The 18,353-nt window shown below is 71.2% G+C and carries 15 protein-coding genes and 1 pseudogene; 7 read left to right on the forward strand and 9 right to left on the reverse strand.

The window, feature by feature from the left end:
• Positions 1 to 108 (forward strand): annotated as a pseudogene (locus HFV08_RS13185) (IS5/IS1182 family transposase); the annotation flags it as partial.
• Between the two features lie 98 nt (positions 109 to 206).
• Here the strand turns inward: HFV08_RS13185 and HFV08_RS13190 are convergent.
• Entirely contained in the window at positions 207 to 803 is a 597-nt protein-coding gene (locus tag HFV08_RS13190) for a YceI family protein (RefSeq protein ID WP_168539134.1), read from the reverse strand.
• Between the two features lie 309 nt (positions 804 to 1,112).
• Between HFV08_RS13190 and HFV08_RS13195 the strand changes: the two genes are divergently transcribed.
• The 3 genes from HFV08_RS13195 to HFV08_RS13205 all read left to right on the forward strand — a co-directional run bounded on the left by HFV08_RS13195 (position 1,113) and on the right by HFV08_RS13205 (position 3,947).
• Positions 1,113 to 1,643: a hypothetical protein gene (locus tag HFV08_RS13195; protein ID WP_312885587.1), complete on the forward strand. Its 531-nt coding sequence runs from the start codon at positions 1,113 to 1,115 to the stop codon at positions 1,641 to 1,643.
• A gap of 439 nt (positions 1,644 to 2,082) precedes the next feature.
• Positions 2,083 to 3,666 (forward strand): acyl-CoA carboxylase subunit beta, encoded by a 1,584-nt coding sequence (locus HFV08_RS13200; RefSeq protein WP_168539136.1) that lies wholly within the window; start codon positions 2,083 to 2,085, stop codon positions 3,664 to 3,666.
• Between the two features lie 32 nt (positions 3,667 to 3,698).
• A complete protein-coding gene (locus HFV08_RS13205) occupies positions 3,699 to 3,947 on the forward strand; it encodes an acyl-CoA carboxylase epsilon subunit (protein WP_168539138.1) in 249 nt (82 codons plus the stop codon).
• Positions 3,948 to 4,112: 165 nt separating this feature from the next.
• Here HFV08_RS13205 and HFV08_RS13210 read toward each other — a convergent pair whose 3' ends face one another.
• The 8 genes from HFV08_RS13210 to HFV08_RS13245 form a co-directional block, all read right to left on the reverse strand.
• Positions 4,113 to 4,703 carry a GTP-binding protein gene (locus HFV08_RS13210; RefSeq protein WP_078844788.1) on the reverse strand — a complete coding sequence of 197 codons (591 nt, stop codon included), beginning with the start codon at positions 4,701 to 4,703 and terminating at the stop codon, positions 4,113 to 4,115.
• The gene (locus HFV08_RS13215; RefSeq protein WP_040247895.1) at positions 4,684 to 5,262 is read right to left on the reverse strand and encodes a DUF742 domain-containing protein; all 579 of its coding nucleotides are present in this window, start codon (positions 5,260 to 5,262) and stop codon (positions 4,684 to 4,686) included. Before HFV08_RS13215 ends, HFV08_RS13210 begins: the two co-directional genes overlap by 20 nt.
• A gap of 91 nt (positions 5,263 to 5,353) precedes the next feature.
• Positions 5,354 to 5,767: a roadblock/LC7 domain-containing protein gene (locus HFV08_RS13220; RefSeq protein WP_039658182.1), complete on the reverse strand. Its 414-nt coding sequence runs from the start codon at positions 5,765 to 5,767 to the stop codon at positions 5,354 to 5,356.
• Positions 5,768 to 5,777: 10 nt separating this feature from the next.
• Complete coding sequence (locus HFV08_RS13225) at positions 5,778 to 9,149, reverse strand: nitrate- and nitrite sensing domain-containing protein (RefSeq protein WP_168539140.1); 3,372 nt, start codon at positions 9,147 to 9,149, stop codon at positions 5,778 to 5,780.
• Between the two features lie 394 nt (positions 9,150 to 9,543).
• The gene (locus tag HFV08_RS13230) at positions 9,544 to 10,119 is read right to left on the reverse strand and encodes a GTP-binding protein (RefSeq protein WP_040247890.1); all 576 of its coding nucleotides are present in this window, start codon (positions 10,117 to 10,119) and stop codon (positions 9,544 to 9,546) included.
• Positions 10,100 to 10,507, reverse strand: a complete 408-nt coding sequence (locus tag HFV08_RS13235) for a DUF742 domain-containing protein (RefSeq protein ID WP_040247888.1) — start codon at positions 10,505 to 10,507, stop codon at positions 10,100 to 10,102. The genes HFV08_RS13230 and HFV08_RS13235 overlap by 20 nt, the downstream gene beginning before the upstream one ends.
• Before the next feature lie 146 nt (positions 10,508 to 10,653).
• Positions 10,654 to 11,067: a roadblock/LC7 domain-containing protein gene (locus tag HFV08_RS13240; protein WP_040247885.1), complete on the reverse strand. Its 414-nt coding sequence runs from the start codon at positions 11,065 to 11,067 to the stop codon at positions 10,654 to 10,656.
• Positions 11,068 to 11,076: 9 nt separating this feature from the next.
• Positions 11,077 to 15,093 carry a sensor histidine kinase gene (locus tag HFV08_RS13245; protein WP_168539142.1) on the reverse strand — a complete coding sequence of 1,339 codons (4,017 nt, stop codon included), beginning with the start codon at positions 15,091 to 15,093 and terminating at the stop codon, positions 11,077 to 11,079.
• A gap of 598 nt (positions 15,094 to 15,691) precedes the next feature.
• Between HFV08_RS13245 and HFV08_RS13250 the strand changes: the two genes are divergently transcribed.
• The 3 genes from HFV08_RS13250 to gltX all read left to right on the forward strand — a co-directional run bounded on the left by HFV08_RS13250 (position 15,692) and on the right by gltX (position 18,307).
• Positions 15,692 to 15,877, forward strand: coding sequence for a hypothetical protein (locus HFV08_RS13250; RefSeq protein WP_040247881.1), 186 nt, complete (start codon positions 15,692 to 15,694; stop codon positions 15,875 to 15,877).
• A 173-nt stretch (positions 15,878 to 16,050) separates the two neighbouring features.
• The gene (locus HFV08_RS13255) at positions 16,051 to 16,827 is read left to right on the forward strand and encodes a fumarylacetoacetate hydrolase family protein (RefSeq protein WP_168539144.1); all 777 of its coding nucleotides are present in this window, start codon (positions 16,051 to 16,053) and stop codon (positions 16,825 to 16,827) included.
• The gene (gene gltX / locus HFV08_RS13260) at positions 16,820 to 18,307 is read left to right on the forward strand and encodes a glutamate--tRNA ligase (RefSeq protein ID WP_168539146.1); all 1,488 of its coding nucleotides are present in this window, start codon (positions 16,820 to 16,822) and stop codon (positions 18,305 to 18,307) included. The genes HFV08_RS13255 and gltX overlap by 8 nt, the downstream gene beginning before the upstream one ends.
• Positions 18,308 to 18,353 lie beyond the last annotated feature (46 nt).

Genomic DNA, 18,353 nt, shown 5'->3' on the forward strand with positions numbered 1-18,353 from the left:
AACCGACTCAAGAACTCCCGCGCGGTCGCGACCCGTTACGACAAGCGGGCCTACGTCTTCCACGGCACCGTCACCGCCGCGGCCATTCGACTTTGGCTCCGCCAGTGATCCGCCGGACAGCACCTAGGCCCCTTCCCTCCCGCTCCCTTCCCGCTCCCGCTCGCTTCCGCTCGCTTCCGCTCGCTTCCGCCTCCGTTCCGCGCGGCTCAGGCCGTCTTGACCGCCGAGATGTCGAAGAGCAGCTTGATCTTGTCGGAGACGAGCACCCCGCCGGTCTCCAGGGCGGCGTTCCAGGTCAAGCCCCACTCGGAGCGCAGCAGTTCGGAGCGGCCCTCGAAGCCGACCCGCTCCATGCCCGCCGGGTCGGTGGCGCTGCCGTTGAACTCCAGGTCGATGGTGATCTCCTTGGTGGTGCCGAGCACGGAGAGCGCCCCGGTGATCCGGTAGTCGTCGCCGCCGAGGTGCTCCGCCGAGGTCGAGCGGAAGCTCATCGTCGGGTAGGTGTCCGTGTCGAAGAAGTCCGCGCTCCGCAGGTGCTTGTCGCGGTCGGCGTTGCCGGTGCTCACGCTGGCCATCCGCACGTCCAGGGAGGCGGTCGAGCGGGTGGGGTCGGCGCCGTCGAGGACCAGGGTGCCCTCGAAGTCCTCGAAGCCGCCCTTGACGTTGGTGACCATCGCGTGGCGCGCGGCGAAGCCGATGGTGGAGTGTGCGGCGTCGAGGGTGTAGGTGCCGGTCAGCGCCGCGAGGGCGGGGGCGGCGGACTGCTCGGTCTTCTTGCGGTCGTTGCGGTCGAAGAGACCCATGGCTCAGTGCTCCTTGCGGACGCGCTCCGGCTCTCCCCGCCGAAGCTGTTCAATCTTCAACAACTATGAGACTAGGCGCATTCCGCCCTGGTTTCCACCGCCCGCGCCGCGCCACACCGGCGGCTCCGGGCGATTTCCGTTTCTCCCGCTCCCCGGCTCTGGCGACGCGCGTAGAACTCGGGCACCATCTCCCTGCGCTCCCTGCACCGCCGGCTCTGCCGTGTTCCACCGGGCACGTCTCGGGCACGTCTTCTCGCACGTCTTCAGGCACGTCTTCCATCGGGCACGTTCCTCAGAAGGGGACTTCACGTGAAGCAGCGCAGGATCCTCCGTACCGGCCTCAGTGCCGCCGCCCTCCTCGCCGGGGCGCTCGTCGCCCCCGGCTTCGGGGTCCTCGGCGGGGCCTCCGAGGCCTCGGCGGGCACCTCCGCCACCAAGATCAGCCACGCCACCGCGACCTCGATGTTCCGCAGCGTCGGGATCACCTGGTCCTCCTCGGGCGGCTGCTCGGACCGCAACACCCCGACCTGCACCTCGTTCAGCCAGCTCAACCAGGCCACCGCCAAGGGGGCGCAGACCCTCAAGAGAGCCAGCGGCTGCGCGCTGAACATCACCGGCGGCACCGAGACCGGCCACGCCAGCGGCACCTACTCGCACTGGAACGGCTACAAGCTCGACTTCGGCAAGACGAGCTGCCTGACCGGCTACATCAAGAACAACTTCGGCTACGCCGGGGTGCGCGGCGACGGGGCGCCGATGTGGAAGTCCGGCTCCGGCAACATCTACGCGGACGAGGGCAACCACTGGGACGTCCTCTACTACAACTGCGGCGGCTGCTGACCGGCCGCGGCCTGGCGCGGTGCCCCTCGCGGGCGGCGCGCCGGAGGTGCCCCGGGGGCTTCCGCGCCCCCGGGGTTCCGCTTTCGGTAGTCTTCCGACGGTCTCTCCGGGGCTGGATGCCTCCGGTCGCCGCTGTTGACACCGTCCAAAGGCTGCCGCAATCTGGCCGTCGCCGCCGGGTTACACGGCGGACATCTGCTCCGTGCATCAACCCCTACGTACCCCTAGGTGGGACGCGCTTCGGGGGAAGCGGTGCGGTCGGGTGTGACGTACTTCTCACTGCCCCGGGCTTTGTGTGATCTCCACAAGCAACCGGCCTCTGAACAGTGGGTTCAGGTCTTTCCCGGGCCGGTTCTGTTCATGGCCGCCAGGAAAACGCCCCGGAGACTGTACGGAGTCGACGGATCGGAACCGGGGCCCGGCTCCGTAAGGTCGCTGCATGACCGTTTTGGACGAGACCCCGGGTGAGCCCTCCGACGCGCGAGGGCGGGTGGCCGAGCTGCGCGCGATCCGTGCCGAGGCGCTGCGCGGTCCGAGCGACCGGGCAACCGAGGCCCAGCACGCCAAGGGCAAGTTGACGGCCCGTGAGCGCATCGAGCTGCTCCTCGACCCGGACTCCTTCCACGAGGTCGAGCAGCTGCGACGGCACCGGGCGACCGGGTTCGGGCTGGAGACCAAGAAGCCGTACACGGACGGCGTCATCACCGGCTGGGGCACGGTCGAGGGCCGGACGGTCTTCGTCTACGCCCACGACTTCCGCATCTTCGGCGGCGCTCTCGGCGAGGCGCACGCCACGAAGATCCACAAGATCATGGACATGGCCATCTCGGCCGGTGCCCCGCTGGTCTCCCTCAACGACGGCGCGGGCGCCCGGATCCAGGAGGGCGTCTCCGCGCTCGCCGGGTACGGCGGCATCTTCCAGCGCAACACCCGCGCCTCGGGCGTCATCCCGCAGATCTCGGTGATGCTCGGCCCGTGCGCGGGCGGCGCCGCCTACAGCCCCGCGCTCACCGACTTCGTCTTCATGGTCCGCGAGAGCTCGCAGATGTTCATCACCGGGCCCGACGTGGTCAAGGCGGTCACCGGCGAGGAGATCACCCAGAACGGCCTCGGCGGCGCCGATGTGCACGCCGAGACCTCCGGGGTCTGCCACTTCGCCTACGACGACGAGGAGACCTGCCTCGCCGAGGTCCGCTACCTGCTGTCGATGCTCCCGCAGAACAACCGGGAGAACCCGCCGCAGACCGGCAGCGAGGACCCGGCCGACCGGCGCTCCGACGTCCTCCTCGACCTGGTCCCCGCGGACGGCAACCGCCCGTACGACATGACCCGGGTGATCGAGGAACTCGTCGACGACGGCGAGTACCTGGAGGTCCACGAGCGCTGGGCGCGCAACATCATCTGCGCGCTCGCCCGGCTCGACGGCCAGGTCGTCGGCATCATCGCCAACCAGCCGCAGAGCCTGGCCGGGGTCCTGGACATCGAGGCCTCCGAGAAGGCTGCGCGCTTTGTCCAGATGTGCGACGCTTTCAACATTCCGATCGTTACCCTCCTCGACGTCCCCGGATTCCTTCCCGGGGTCGACCAGGAGCACGGCGGGATCATCCGGCACGGCGCCAAGCTGCTCTACGCCTACTGCAACGCGACCGTGCCGCGGATCTCGCTCATCCTGCGCAAGGCATACGGCGGTGCGTACATCGTGATGGACTCCCAGTCGATCGGCGCCGACCTGACGTACGCCTGGCCCACCAACGAGATCGCGGTGATGGGCGCCGAGGGTGCCGCCAACGTCATCTTCCGCAGGCAGATCTCCTCGGCCGAGGACCCCGAGGCCATGCGGACCCGCATGGTCAAGGAGTACAAGTCCGAGCTGATGCACCCGTACTACGCCGCCGAACGCGGACTCGTCGACGACGTCATCGATCCCGCAGAGACCCGCGAGGTGCTCATCCGCTCCCTCGCGATGCTGCGGTCCAAGCACGCGGACCTGCCGTCCCGCAAGCACGGCAACCCGCCGCAGTGACCCTGCGGCCCGTACCCGGAGACGACTCACCCATGACCACTTCTTCCGAAGCAACCGCCGCCGACACCTCCACCGCGCTCGCCGCCGCCGGCCGGCTGCTGCGCGTGGAGAAGGGCCACGCCGAGCCCGAGGAGGTCGCCGCCCTCGCCGCGATCCTGCTGGCCCGTGCCTCCTCCTTCGCCGAGCCCGCCGCCCCGGCGCACCGCGGCCGCAACAGGGCCGGCTGGCGCCGTCTGGAGCGCACCCCCGGCTTCCGCGCCCCGCACAGCTGGCAGGGCTGAGCCCACCGCCGCCGCGCGGCCGGCCCGGCCCCGCGGCGGCACCCGGCGCCCGTACGAGCACGGCGCCCGTACGCGCACCACGAAGCACCCGGACATACGAAGGCCCCGGACACCCCCGCTCTCGGCGGTGGGATCCGGGGCCTTCGTGCGTCCGGGGCCCCGCGGTCAGCGCAGTCGTGCCATGAGGGCGTGTTCGACGAGGGTGATGAGGGCGGATTTGGCGTCTGCGCGGTGGCGGGCGTCGGTGGTGATGATGGGGGTGTCGGGGCCGATCTGGAGTGCTTCGCGTACTTCGTCGGGGGTGTAGGGCTGGTGTCCGTCGAAGCCGTTGAGGGCGATGACGAAGGGGAGTCCTGAGTTCTCGAAGTAGTCGACGGCGGGGAAGCAGTCGGCGAGGCGGCGGGTGTCGACGAGGACGACGGCGCCGATGGCGCCGCGGACGAGGTCGTCCCACATGAACCAGAAGCGGTCCTGTCCGGGGGTGCCGAAGAGGTAGAGGATGAGGTCCTGGTCGAGGGTGATGCGTCCGAAGTCCATGGCCACGGTGGTGGTGGTCTTGTCTCCGGTGTGGGTGAGGTCGTCGATGCCCGCGCTGGCGGATGTCATCACTGCCTCGGTGCGCAGCGGGTTGATCTCCGAGACCGCGCCGACGAACGTGGTCTTGCCCACGCCGAAGCCACCGGCCACCACGATCTTCGCGCTGGTGGTCGAGCGGCCCTGGAGGCCTGCTCCGCCGCTAGAGCTTGCGAAGTCCACTGAGCACCCTTTCGAGCAATGTCACGTCCGGCTGGCCACCGGCGTTCTCGTCGCCGCCCGGCTGGTGGATGGCGACGAGTCCCGCCTCCGCCAGGTCGGCGACGAGAATGCGGGCCACGCCGAGGGGAATGGTCAGGAGTGCGGAGATCTCGGCCACCGACTTGATCTCACGGCACAGATTGCAGATCCGCTGATGCTCGGGCAACTGCCCCTGCATCTGGTGCGGTTGAGCGGTGGTGTGCACCAGCGCCTCGATGGCGAGCTGGTACCGGGGCCGGGTCCGCCCGCCCGTCATGGCGTACGGGCGGACCAGCGGGTTGTGCGCGGCGGGTGCCGGAGCGGGCTCCGGCGACTGCCGTTGCGGCTGCACGGGCACGATGCGGGGCGCCTGCGGCTGGTCGAAGGGCTGCTGCCCGCCGCCCGGCTGCTGCGGTGCCTGGGGACGGCGGTGGCGGGGCGCGGTGGGGGGATAGCTGAACCGGTTCTGTGAGCCGTCGCCCTCGGCGTGGCCGTACTGCTGCCACCTGCCCGAAGACGAACCCTCTGGGGGTGTTGCCACGTTCTCCTCCTCGAAAGCGCCGGATCCATCACCGTGGAGCCGCGTGCCGAAACTTTACGTGCCCGGCACGCGAAAACGCACTGCCTGTCTGTTAGTTGAGAAGGCTTCCCTGGAGCTCGGCACGCAGGTCGGGGGTCAGAACGCTGCCTGCCCGGTCGACAAGAAGTGCCATCTCGTACCCGATGAGACCGATGTCCGCTTCGGGGTGCGCGAGAACAGCGAGCGAGGAGCCGTCGGAGATGGACATGATGAAGAGGAATCCTCGCTCCATCTCCACAACTGTCTGGTTCACGCTGCCGCCCTCGAAGATGCGGGAGGCGCCCGCGGTCAGCGAGGTCAGTCCGGAGGCGACGGCCGCGAGCTGATCGGCGCGGTCGCGCGGGAACCCTTCGGACATCGCGAGAAGGAGTCCGTCGGCGGAGACCACCACCGTGTGCGACACCCCGGGGGTGTTGTCCACGAAGTTGGTGATCAACCAGTTCAGGTTCTGTGCCGCCTGGCTCATCGGGCTCACACTAACGCTCCTGGTTGTAGGTGCTGTCAGGACCACCGTGCTGATGCGGTGCGCCCTGGCCGTTCGTGTCACTACCTGCGGTGCGTCCCCGCTGGACGCCGCGGCGCAGCTTGCTGAGCCTGCCCCGTACGTCCTCGGGGTCGCGGGAGACCTGCGGTCCACCGAGCTGGGTCTGCTCCGCGGTGCCCTCGACCAGATTGGCCTTGGGGACCCGGCGGGGCAGTCCCGACGAGGTGACGCCGCCAGCCTTCGGCTGCCGGAGCTGCTCGGCGCGCTGCCACCGGTCGTCGTTGGCGGAGTGCCAGTCGTCCTGGTGGTCCCCGGCCTGCGGGGAGCCGCCCGCCTCCTCGGCGGACGGCGGTGCCGAGGACGCCTCCGGCTCACTGCGCCACTGCCGGTCGCCGCTCGGGGAGCCCGGGTTGCCGCCGGCCGTGGATCCGCGGCGGGGGAGGCCCGCCTGGGTCAGTTCGTGACCCCCGGCGGGGGCGGCGGGAGTGGAACCCCGCAGGTCGAAGCCTAGTCCCTGCGCGTCGGGAGCGGCAGACTCCGGAGCGGATCCGCTCTGCTCGGGCTGCTCGCCGGGTCCGGGCCGGGGGCCCTGGTACGCGTCCTGCGGAGCGGGCACCAGATCGGCGCCGCCCGCCTCCGCGTAGGCGACATCCGGGTAGCCGTCCTGGCTCGGGTAGAACTGCTCGTCGTACGTCGACTGCTGTCGCTCCTCGAAGGACTGCCGGGCCTCGTACGGCCCCGGCTCCTCGTAGGACCGGTGGTCCTCGTAGGAGGGGCGCTCCTGGTACGGCTGCTGCTGCTCGTACCCGCGCTGCTCCTCGTACGGCTGCCCGTTCCCGTACGGCTGCCCGTTCCCGTAGGCCTGGCCGTTCCCGTAGTGCTGCTCGTTCCCGTAGGAGAGGCCGTCCGCGTAGGGGCCCTGGTCCTGGGAGCGGGGCGGGAGGGGGAGCGCGTAGCCCGGGGCGGGGAGTTCGTGGCCGGGGCCCTGCGGGTGGCCGGTGCCGGGGCCCGGCGGGATCTGCCGGTGCGGGCCCTCGATCTCGGCGGGGCCGGACTGGGCCTCCAGGGCCGCCCGGCGCTCCTCGCGCATCAGGGAGCGGCCGACCGGGTCCAGCTCGCGCAGGTCGTCCGGGATCTCCTGGTAGCGGCTGTCGTCGAAGCCCAGTTCGGCGGCGGTGCGCAGCGGGGCGGGCTCCGAGGCGTGCTGCTCCGGGATGATCTGGGAGACGGTGAACTCGGGGTCGGCGGCGAGGTCTCCGCCGCCGCCGTGGGTGATGACCTCGGGGAGCATGACCAGCGAGGTGGTGCCCGCCTGCTCGCCCGAGGGCCGCAGCTGGACCCGGATCTGGTGCCGGTCGGAGAGCCGCCCGACCACGAACAGGCCCATCCGCTGGGAGATCGCCGCGTCCACGGTGGGCGGGTTGGCCAGCTTGTGGTTGATGTCGGCGAAGTCCTCGGCGGTCAGGCCGATGCCCTTGTCGTGGATCTCGATCATCACCCGGCCGTCCGGCAGCCGGGTCGCGGTGACCTTCACCTTGGTCTGCGGCGAGGAGAAGGAGGTCGCGTTCTCAAGCAGCTCGGCGAGCAGGTGCACCAGGTCGGTGACCGCGCGGCCGTGGATGTCCGCCTCCGGCACCCCGGCCAGCTCGATGCGCTCGTACTGCTCCACCTCGGAGGAGGCCGCGCGCAGCACGTCCACCAGCGGAACCGGCTGGTCCCAGCGGCGGCCCGGCTCCTCGCCCGCGAGGACGAGGAGGTTCTCGCCGTTGCGGCGCATCCGGGTCGCCAGGTGGTCCAGGCGGAAGAGGTTCTCCAGCTGGTCCGGGTCGGCCTCGTTGTTCTCCAGGTCGGTGATCAGGGTCAGCTGGCCCTCGATCAGCGACTGGTTGCGGCGCGAGAGGTTGGTGAAGATCGCGTTGATGTTGCCGCGCAGCAGGGCCTGCTCGGCGGCGAGCCGCACGGCCTCGCGGTGCACCTGGTCGAAGGCGCGGGCGACCTCCCCGATCTCGTCGCGGGAGGAGATCGGGATCGGCTCCACCCGGGTGTCGACCCGGCCCGGGTCGGTACGCGAGAGCTGGTCGACCATCATCGGCAGCCGCTGCTCGGCGACGCCGAAGGCGGCGGTGCGCAGGCGGCGCATCGACAGGCTCATCTGGCGGGCCATCAGTCCGGCCAGGACGAAGGCGGCGAGCAGGGCGAGCAGCACCACACCGGCGGTCACGAAGGTCGAGCGCCGGGCGTCGTCGGAGATCCCGGCCGCCTCGGCCACGGCCTTGTCGGACAGCGTGGTCTCGATCTCGCGGTAGGCGGTGAAGCGCAGCGTGTTCACGGCCCACCAGGCCTCGGGGGTGACCCCCTTCTTCGCCAGGTCGGCGCGGGCCCCGCGGGAGGTGTCCGGCAGGGCGGTGACCAGGCCGACCATCTGCGGGGTCGCGGGCGGGGCGATGTACTTCTCGCCCCGGGCCTTCGCCTCGGCGGCCTCCTCCCGGGCCAGCGACTCGCCCTCGGCGCGGATCTGCTTCTCGGCCTTCTCGTAGCGGGCCACGTCCGCGGGGGTGCCGCCGGACTTGTACTCCTCGGTGGCGATGGCCTCCAGATAGGAGTACGAGCCGAGCGAGGTGCGCTGCATCGCGAAGCCGGCGTCGTCGGGCCCGGGCTTGATCAGCAGGTGGGTGCCGATCGACCGCTGGAGCGAGGCGGCGCCCTTGGCCAGCGCGATCGCGTAGACGGTGCGGCCGTAGCTGGTGATGTTGCCGGTGCCGAGGCCCAGTTCGTTGGCGAACTCCATCAGCGGGTGCTGGATGGCGATGTAGCCCTCTTCGGTCTTCACCCCGGTCAGCTTGCTGGTGTAGGCGGCGGCGCGGAGGTCCTTGAGGTCGGGCTCGTTCTGCCGGAAGGCCTCCAGGCGGCGTTCGAGCCCCGCCTTGGAGGGCATGTTCCGGGCGGCCTTGTCGAATCCCGCGGCCGCCCGGTCGGTGGCGCCGCGGGCCGACTTGACGGCGGCGCTGTCCCGCTTGCCCTGGAGCAGCGGGGCCGCGCTGATGTCGCGCTCGTCGATCAGGGCGTTGCTGTAGGTCAGCGCGGCGCGGACCAGGACCGCGGTGTTCTCCGCGTCCTCGGCCTCCTGCCAGGTGTCGATGGAGCCCTTGACCTGGAAGCCGCCCATGACCAGGCCGACCAGGACGGGTATGAGGAGGATCGCGTTCAGCTTGGCCGGTACCCGCCAGTTGCGGGGCGAGAAGCGGCTGCCCGCGGGCGGGAGCGACTCCGGGTGCGACAGGGTCGCGGACGCCGCCGCTCCACGCGAGGGCGGGGTGAAGTTGCCCCGTGCCGAGGGCTCGGGACCGTTATTGCTTCGCCTCACTCGACCAACAACCTCTCGGCGCCGGCACCTGACCCTGTGCCGCTCTGTGCGTCTCCCGGCCCGTGAGCACGGGCCGGTTCTGCGCATTCCAGCACGTCAGACCGGGCTCTAACAAACAGTTCGACGTGCAACTTCCGAGTGGCGCAGGCCTCAGTCAAAGAGGGTGAAAAGGGGCGAGCCCCACCAAAAGGCGGGGCTCGCGTAGCTGGCCGGAGTTGAGCACATGCGAACAGTGCTCAGCTCGGTGCAATTCTCTCTCGAAACGTTATGAACACCCCGTTAACGCGTGTCGCAACCCACAGGGGCACCCGGTACGCCTACTGCAACTGCCGTACGGATCAAGGAACTTGTGCAGTACCGGGACCGGGTGCGGCCGCTGCCGGGGTGATGCCCGCTAGCGCAGTCGTGCCATGAGGGCGTGTTCGACGAGGGTGATGAGGGCGGATTTGGCGTCTGCGCGGTGGCGGGCGTCGGTGGTGATGATGGGGGTGTCGGGGCCGATCTGGAGTGCTTCGCGTACTTCGTCGGGGGTGTAGGGCTGGTGTCCGTCGAAGCCGTTGAGGGCGATGACGAAGGGGAGTCCTGAGTTCTCGAAGTAGTCGACGGCGGGGAAGCAGTCGGCGAGGCGGCGGGTGTCGACGAGGACGACGGCGCCGATGGCGCCGCGGACGAGGTCGTCCCACATGAACCAGAAGCGGTCCTGTCCGGGGGTGCCGAAGAGGTAGAGGATGAGGTCCTGGTCGAGGGTGATGCGTCCGAAGTCCATGGCCACGGTGGTGGTGGTCTTGTCTCCGGTGTGGGTGAGGTCGTCGATGCCCGCGCTGGCGGATGTCATCACTGCCTCGGTGCGCAGCGGGTTGATCTCCGAGACCGCGCCGACGAACGTGGTCTTGCCCACGCCGAAGCCACCCGCGACGACGATCTTCGCGGAGGTCGTCGAGCGACCCTGGTCAGAGCTTGCGAAGTCCACTGAGCACCCTTTCGAGCAGAGTCACGTCTGGCTGGCCACCGGCGTTCTCGTCGCCGCCCGGCTGGTGGATGGCGACGAGTCCCGCCTCCGCCAGGTCGGCGACGAGGATGCGGGCCACACCGAGGGGCATCGAGAGCAGCGCGGAGACCTCCGCCACCGACTTCACCTCGCGGCACAGGTGGCATATCCGCTGGTGTTCCGGGAGGAGTCCCATCTGCTGGGCCGGGTCGGCCGTGGTGCTGACCAGCGCCTCGATGGCGAGCTGGTAACGGGGCCGGGTCCGGCCGCCGGTCATCGCATACGGACGTACCAGCGGCTGGTCGCCCTCGGATCCGTACAGGTCCTGTTGGGCTCCGTACGGATCATGAGAGGCGGTGGGCGGGGTCATCTGGGTCCTCCGGGCGGGACAGCAAGGGGTCTGCAGTGCCGTCTGACAAAGCCGGTGGGGTGCGCTTGGCGGCCGGACGGTTGGACGGTCGGTCGGTCGTACGGACGTGACGGGAACATGAGGCGGGCAATACGGGAGCGGGGCCGTCAGTGCAGCAGGCTGCCCTGGAGCTCGGCGCGCAGGTCGGGGGTGAGTACGTTCCCGGCACGGTCGACGAGCAGCGCCATCTCGTAGCCCACCAGGCCGATGTCGCACTCCGGGTGGGCGAGGACGGCCAGTGAGGAGCCGTCCGAGATGGACATGATGAAGAGGAACCCCCGCTCCATCTCGACGACGGTCTGGTTCACGAGGCCGCCCTCGAAGATGCGCGAGGCACCCGCGGTGAGCGAGGTCAGCCCGGAGGCGACCGCCGCGAGCTGATCGGCGCGGTCACGCGGGAAGCCCTCGGACATCGCCAGAAGCAGCCCGTCGGCGGAGACGACGACGGTGTGGGACACCCCGGGGGTGTTGTCAACGAAGTTGGTGATCAACCAGTTGAGGTTCTGTGCAGCCTGGCTCATCGGACTCAACTAACGCTCCTGCTGGTGAGTGGGGCGCGGGAAACTGCCGGTCGACGGACCGCCTCCGGCCTGGCGACCCTGTTGGATGCCCCGGCGGAGATTGGTCAGCCGCCCGCGCACCTCGTCCGGCGCACGGGAAACCTGGGGACCTGCTGTCTGCTGCTGCTGGGACTCCGCGGTACCCGGCACCAGGTTGGCGCGGGGGACCCGCCGGGGCAGGCCGGAGTCGGTGACTCCGCCCGCGGAGGGCTGACGCACCCGCTCCGCCTGGCGGACCAGTTCGTCGTTCGGGGAGCTGCGCCAGCCGGTGCGGGCGCCCTCGGCCGCGCGCGGCGGACCGTCCGGGCCCTGGCCGCCGGGGGCGGACTGCTGCGGACGGCCCGGCAGGCCGCCGAGACCGGGGCGCCTGCCCTCGGGTCCGGTGCCCTGCGGACGGCCGGCACCCGGCCGCCCGGGCGGCGGGCCCGCCGGCTGCTGCGGTTCCTGGGCGGCCAGCCGCTCCCGCTCGGCGGCAGCTGCCTGCTGCCCGCGGAACCAGCTGGTCTCCAGGGTGTCGTAGAGCGGGGTACGGCCGTCGCCGGGACCGGAGGCCGGGGGCAGCGCCTCCGGCTCGCTCGGCCGCGGGACGGACGGCAGCACACCGCCGGGTCGCTGCGCGGGCGGCACGGGCGCCTCGTAACGGCCGTTCTCCGAGGGGCCCCCGGCGTCCGGACGCGGGAAGGAACCGGTGCCCTGGGGCTCGTGGCCACCGCTGTCCGGCCGCGGGTAGGAGCCGGTGTCCTCGTAGGAGGCGTTCGCGGGGCTCGGGTACGCGCCGGTGTCCTCGTACGTCTCCGCGGGCCGCGGGGAGGAACCCGTGTCCTCGCGCGGGTAGCCGCTGTCCGCACCCGGGTACTCGGCGTGCGCCGGGCTCGGGTACGAACCGGTGTCCTCGTACGGCGTCTCGGCGGGGCGCGGGTAGGAACCCGTGTCCTCGCGCGGGTAGTCCGCGGCGGGGGCCTCGTCCCGGTCGCGGCCGGGGGGCGGCGAGGCGAAGCCGCCGGGGTTCCGGCGGGCCGGGCCGCGGCCGCCGAAGACGTCGGAGCGCATGTACGGACCGGCATTCGGCTGCGGCGGGCCGCCCTCGGGCCGGCCGCCGTCCTCGTCGACACGGGGGAACTGACCGGTGGAGCCGGGGCCGTCCAGGACCGGGCGGGCGAACTCGCCCGTGGAACCGGGACCGGTCAGCTCGGGCCGGGCGAACCGGTCCGTGGAGCCCGCGCCCTGGCGGTCGTCGAGCTGCGGGAACTGGGCCGTGGAGTCGGGCTCCTCGTGGCCGCGGGGTCCGTCCTGGAGGGGGCGTCCGGCGCCGGGCCGGTCCTCGCCCCAGCCGGGGTTCGCGGGCCGGGGGCCGCCCGGCAGTTCGGGGCGCGGTCCGCCCGGCGGCGGCAGCTGCGGACGGCGGGTGCCGTCGCCGCGCTCGCCCGGGCGGGGGCCCTCGCCCTGCCGCGGACCCGGGAGTCCGGTTCCGGCGGACTGGAGCCCGGCGGGCACCGGGGAACCGGGCCTGCCCTGCTGCGGCTGCTGCGGGACCGCCGGGGCGGAGCCGGAGTCACCGGGGCGCGGTCCGCCCTGCTGGGGGCCGGTTCCCCCCGGGCCGGGGCGGGCACCGGTGGTGTCCCGGGTGGGCAGCGCGGCGCGCGCGCCGGTGCCCTGGACCTGGCCGCGGCCGGGGCCGGAACCGAGGCGGTTGCCACCGGAGTCGGAGCCGCCCGCCGACGGGGAGTTCTGCGCCTGCTGCGAGGCGACCGCGCTGCGACGGCCCGCCGCGGCCTGCGCCGCCGCCGAACCGCCCGCGCCGCCACCGGGCTTGGCGGGCATCTTCCTGCCGCCCTGCGCGACATCGACCGGGAGCATGACCAGCGCGGTCGTCCCGCCGGAGTCGGAGGGCCGCAGCTGTATCCGGATGCCGTGGCGCTGCGAGAGGCGGCCGACCACGAACAGGCCCATCCGGCGCGAGACGGAGACGTCCACGGTGGGCGGCGCGGCGAGCCGCTCGTTGATGGAGGCCAGGTCCTCGGGGGACAGGCCGATACCGGTGTCGTGGATCTCGATGAGCACCCGGCCGTCCGGCAGCGCGTGGCCGGTGACCTTCACCTTGGTCTGCGGCGAGGAGAAGGAGGTCGCGTTCTCGAGCAGCTCGGCGAGCAGGTGCACGAGGTCGTTGACGACGCGGCCCGCGACCTCGGTCGCCGGGACCGAGGACAGCTCGATGCGCTCGTACTGTTCCACCTCGGAGGCGGCGGCGCGGAGCACGTCGACCAGCGGGACCGGGCGGGTCCAGCGGCGGCCCGGCTCCTCGCCCGCGAGGACGAGGAGGTTCTCGCCGTTGCGGCGCATACGGGTCGCCAGGTGGTCCAGCTTGAAGAGCGAGGACAGCTGGTCCGGGTCGGCCTCGCGGGACTCCAGTTCGGAGATGAGCGAGAGCTGGCGCTGGATGAGGCCCTGGCTGCGGCGCGAGAGGTTGGTGAACATCGCGTTGACGTTGCCCCGCAGCAGGGCCTGCTCGGCGGCGAGCCGGACCGCCTCGCGGTGCACGTCGTCGAAGGCCGCGGCCACCTTGCCGATCTCGTCCCGGGAGTGCACACCGACCGACTCCACGGAGGTGTCCACGTCCTGCGGGTCCGACTCGGAGAGGTGCTTGACCAGCTCGGGCAGCCGGTCCTGGGCGACCTTGGTGGCGGTGTCCTGGAGGCGGCGCAGCGAGCGGATCATGGAGCGGGCCACCACGAAGGCGCCGACGAGCGAGACACCGAGCACGAGGAAGACCAGCGCACCGCTGATGATCGCTTCCTGCTCGGACTCGTTGCGCAGTTCGCGGGCCTGCTGCTCCATCTGGTTGAGCAGGGTCAGCTCGATCCTGGTCATCTGCTCGATCTTGGCGGTGTCCGCGTCCACCCAGTCCTTGTAGGACCGCTTGTCCTCGGTGCGCATCCCGTCGGGCTGCGTGAGGACGCGCTTGGCGTAGGCGTCCGCCTCCTTGATCGTCGGGCTGCCGTCCTCGATCGGCTTCAGCAGCTCCTCGACGTTGCCGCCCTGGTAGATGTTGCGGAAGGAGCTCAGCTCGTCCGCCTGGTTCTCCTGGGCGGCGTCGCCGTACTGGCGGTCGGTCTCGGAGAGGTCGCCGCGCTCGCGGTTGTTCGGCGGCAGCGCGGCGGCGATGATCGCGCGCTGCACCGAGGCGTACTCCTTGGCGGAGGAGAAAGCCGCCAGGGCGCGGGTGCGCTGGATCATGTCCGGGTTGCTGGTGGCCTGCGCCATGTCCTGCGAGAGGCTGAGCAGCTGGTCGATGAGCCTGCTGTACGCCTCGACCGTGCGGGAGGTGTTGTTGTCGTCCTTGTACGCCTCCTGCCGGATGCCGCTGAGCTTGGTCAGGCTTCCGGAGATGCGGATGACGTTGTTGCGGATCCCGTCGAGGCTGGCCGCGTTCCCGCGGTCCTGGATCTCGTGGGTGGCCTCCATGAAGGCCTGGCGCTCGCGGTCGGTGGTGTCGCGGGGGCCCTTGACGTCGAAGTCGCTGCCCTTGCCGCCGTTGGCGAGCGGACCGGCCGACTGGTCCCGCTCCTTCTGCAGGGCGCTGGCCAGCTCGGTGGCCTGCTTGGTCATCTCGGTCAGCAGGCGCATGTTGTCCAGCTGCTCGATGTCCTCCATCGACTGGTTGATGCGCATGCCGCCGAGGGTGGTCGCGGCGACCACGGGGAGGGCGAGCAGCGAGACCAGGCGGGTCGAGATGCGCCAGTTGCGCAGCAGGAGCCGGTTGCCGGTGCCGGGTGTGGCCGGGGCGGCGGAGGCGGCCGGGGCCGCGCCCTTGCCGCCGGTGCCCGTGCCGGGCCGGCCCTCGCCGGCCTTCGGGGCGCCCGCGGACGGGCTCGGGGCGTGCTGGGCCGAGGAGCCGCTCGCGCTGCGCTCCTGCTCAGCCGCGGCTTCCCCACGGCTCTGGGGAGCCTGGGGAGACCCCTTGCCATCCCTCTTGAAACGTCCCTGCACTAGCGTCGCAACCTCTGGACCAGGCGTCCTGCCGGAATACGGCGGGACGGTGTCGGTGTTCCGGGATGCCCTGCACCCCGTGGCGGTCGTGATGACCGGCCCTGATGTTCCCCCTTCCCGCAGTCACCCGGCGCGTGGTCGTGCGCGCGAGTGCGCCGGGTCGAACCCGCGGCGGTCCCGGGAATTCCAGCACAGTGCTCGATCTCCAACAAGGCCCGACGGCCAGCCTGTGACTCTCGTGACACCTGGTGAGTCCAAGGTCACGAAGGGTGCAAAGCGTTCTGGTGCACTACCCGCATTCAGGACGAAATCCCAGGCGGGCCGCGGGTGCCCCAGTCGAGATGATCAGGTGCGTAATGGAGGGTTTTCGACTCTTTGGTGCTTTCGCGGGTGCGGGTGGATGGAGCGATTCGGGCTTTTTGTCCGTTAGTTCGTGAGTAAAATCACATGCACTTCGCTGTCTGCTCCCGGTGTCCGCGGGGAATCGGATGTTTAGCCTGTGCCTTTACAGGGACGGTGAATCCGACAACCCGCGCCCCCACGGCGGTCGACGACGACCGCACGGCGGGGGCGCCGTGACGACAGGGCCAGACGGCAGATGAAGAGCATGATGTTCCGCAATATTGCCAACCCGCGGCGCACCACCCTCGCCCACCTGGAGGGAGCGGAGGGTCCGACGGCCCCCGAGCAGCCGGAACACCCGGCCGCGCTCCCCGCCCAGACCGCCAACCCCCGGCGCACCATCCTGATGACCGCCCCCGAAGCGGCGGTCGTCGCCTCCTGACCCCCGGGCCAGGACCCCTTCCGGCACTTCCGGCCCGCCCCCGGTGCGCACCCGGCACCGGGGGCGCACCGTGCCCCGGCCCCGCCGCCGGGCGGCCCGGGCGCCCCCGCGCGGAGCGATAGCCTGGAGCGTCAGACTCCGGCCAGCGGAAACAGAGGGGCACAGGCACTCCCGTGCGCATCGCCAGGTTCTCCATCGACGGCAACGTCGCGTTCGGCGCGGTCGAGGGCAGCGCCCCCGACGAACTCGTCCTCGACATCATCAAGGGCATCCCGTTCGCAGACTTCGAGCTCTCCGGTACGAAGGTCCCGCTGAGCAAGGTCCGGCTGCTGCCGCCCGTACTGCCCAACAAGGTCGTCGCCTACGGCCGCAACTACGCGGCCCACGCGAAGGAACTCGGCAACGAGACCCCCGAGGTCCCCTTCGCCTTCTTCAAGCCCTCCACCTCGGTGATCGGCCCCGGGGACGCGATCCAGTACCCGTCCTACAGCCGGGAGCTCCACCACGAGGCGGAGCTGGCGGTGGTCATCGGGCGGATGTGCCGCGAGGTGCCGCGCGAGCGGGTCAAGGACGTCGTCCTCGGCTACACCTGCGCCAACGACGTCACCGCCCGCGACATCCAGCGCACCGAGAAGCAGTGGGCCAGGGCCAAGGGCTTCGACACCGCCTGCCCGCTCGGCCCCTGGGTGGAGACCGACCTCGACCCCGCGGACCTGACGATCCAGTGCACCGTCAACGGCGCCCAGCGCCAGCTCGGCCGCACCGGCGAGATGATCCACTCCGTCGAGGACCTGGTGGTCAACATCTCCGAGGCCATGACGCTGCTCCCGGGCGACGTCATCCTCACGGGCACCCCGGAAGGGGTCGGCCCGCTCAACGTCGGCGACGAGGTCGCCGTCACCATCGAAGGCATCGGCACTCTCACCAACAAGGTGATCAAGCGTGGCTAACGCATCCTCCCCGTCCCCCGTCCGGGTCCGGTTCTGTCCCTCGCCGACCGGCAACCCCCATGTGGGCCTGGTCCGTACCGCCCTCTTCAACTGGGCCTTCGCCCGGCACCACCAGGGCACCTTCGTCTTCCGTATCGAGGACACCGACGCGGCCCGCGACTCCGAGGAGTCCTACGAGCAGCTCCTGGAGGCCATGCGCTGGCTCGGTTTCGACTGGCAGGAGGGCCCCGAGGTCGGCGGCCCGCACGCCCCGTACCGCCAGTCCCAGCGGATGGACCGCTACCGGGAGGTGGCCGACAAGCTCCTCGCGGGCGGCTACGCCTACCCCTGCTACTGCACCACCGAGGAGCTGGACGCCCGCCGCGAGGCCGCCCGCGCCGCCGGGAAGCCCTCCGGTTACGACGGCGCCTGCCGCGAGCTGACCGCGGAGCAGAAGGCCGCCTACGAGGCCGAGGGCCGCAGCGCGGTCATCCGCTTCCGGATGCCCGACGAGCCGATCACCTTCACCGACCTGGTCCGCGGCGAGCTGACCTTCACCCCGGAGAACGTCCCCGACTACGGCATCGTGCGCGCCAACGGCGCCCCGCTGTACACCCTGGTCAACCCGGTGGACGACGCCCTGATGGAGATCACCCACGTCCTGCGCGGCGAGGACCTGCTCTCCTCCACCCCCCGCCAGATCGCCCTCTACAAGGCGCTCATCGAGCTGGGCGTGGCCAAGCAGGTGCCGCTCTTCGGGCATCTGCCGTATGTGATGGGCGAGGGCAACAAGAAGCTCTCCAAGCGCGACCCGCAGTCCTCGCTCAACCTCTACCGCGAGCGCGGCTTCCTGCCCGAGGGGCTGCTCAACTACCTCTCCCTGCTCGGCTGGTCGCTCTCCGCGGACCGGGACATCTTCTCCGTCGAGGAGATGGTCGCCGCCTTCGAGATCGCGGACGTCAATCCCAACCCGGCCCGCTTCGACCTGAAGAAGGCCGAGTCGATCAACGCCGACCACATCCGGCTGCTCGACGTGAAGGACTTCGCCGCGGCCTGCGCGCCCTGGCTGAAGGCCCCCTTCGCGCCCTGGGCCCCCGAGGACTTCGACCAGGCCGCCTTCGACGCGATCGCCCCGCACGCGCAGACCCGTCTGACCGTCCTCTCCGAGATCACCCAGAACGTCGACTTCCTCTTCCTGCCCGAGCCGGTGGCGGACGAGGCCTCCTGGGCCAAGGCGATGAAGGAGGGCTCCGACGCCCTGCTGCGCACCGCCCGCGGAAAGCTGGAGGCGGCCGACTGGTCCAGCCCCGAGTCGCTGAAGTCCGCCGTCCTCGCCGCCGGTGAGGAGCACGGGCTCAAGCTCGGCAAGGCCCAGGCGCCGGTCCGGGTCGCGGTCACCGGGCGCACGGTGGGCCTGCCGCTCTTCGAGTCCCTGGAGGTGCTCGGCAAGGAGCGCACCCTGGCCCGTATCGACGCGGCGCTGGCCGAGCTCGCCGGCTAGTACGGTCCGGTTCTCCCCGGGGGCGGCGTCCATACGGGCGCCGCCC

Source organism: Streptomyces physcomitrii (assembly GCF_012273655.1).
Classification (GTDB): Bacteria; Actinomycetota; Actinomycetes; order Streptomycetales; family Streptomycetaceae; genus Streptomyces; species Streptomyces physcomitrii.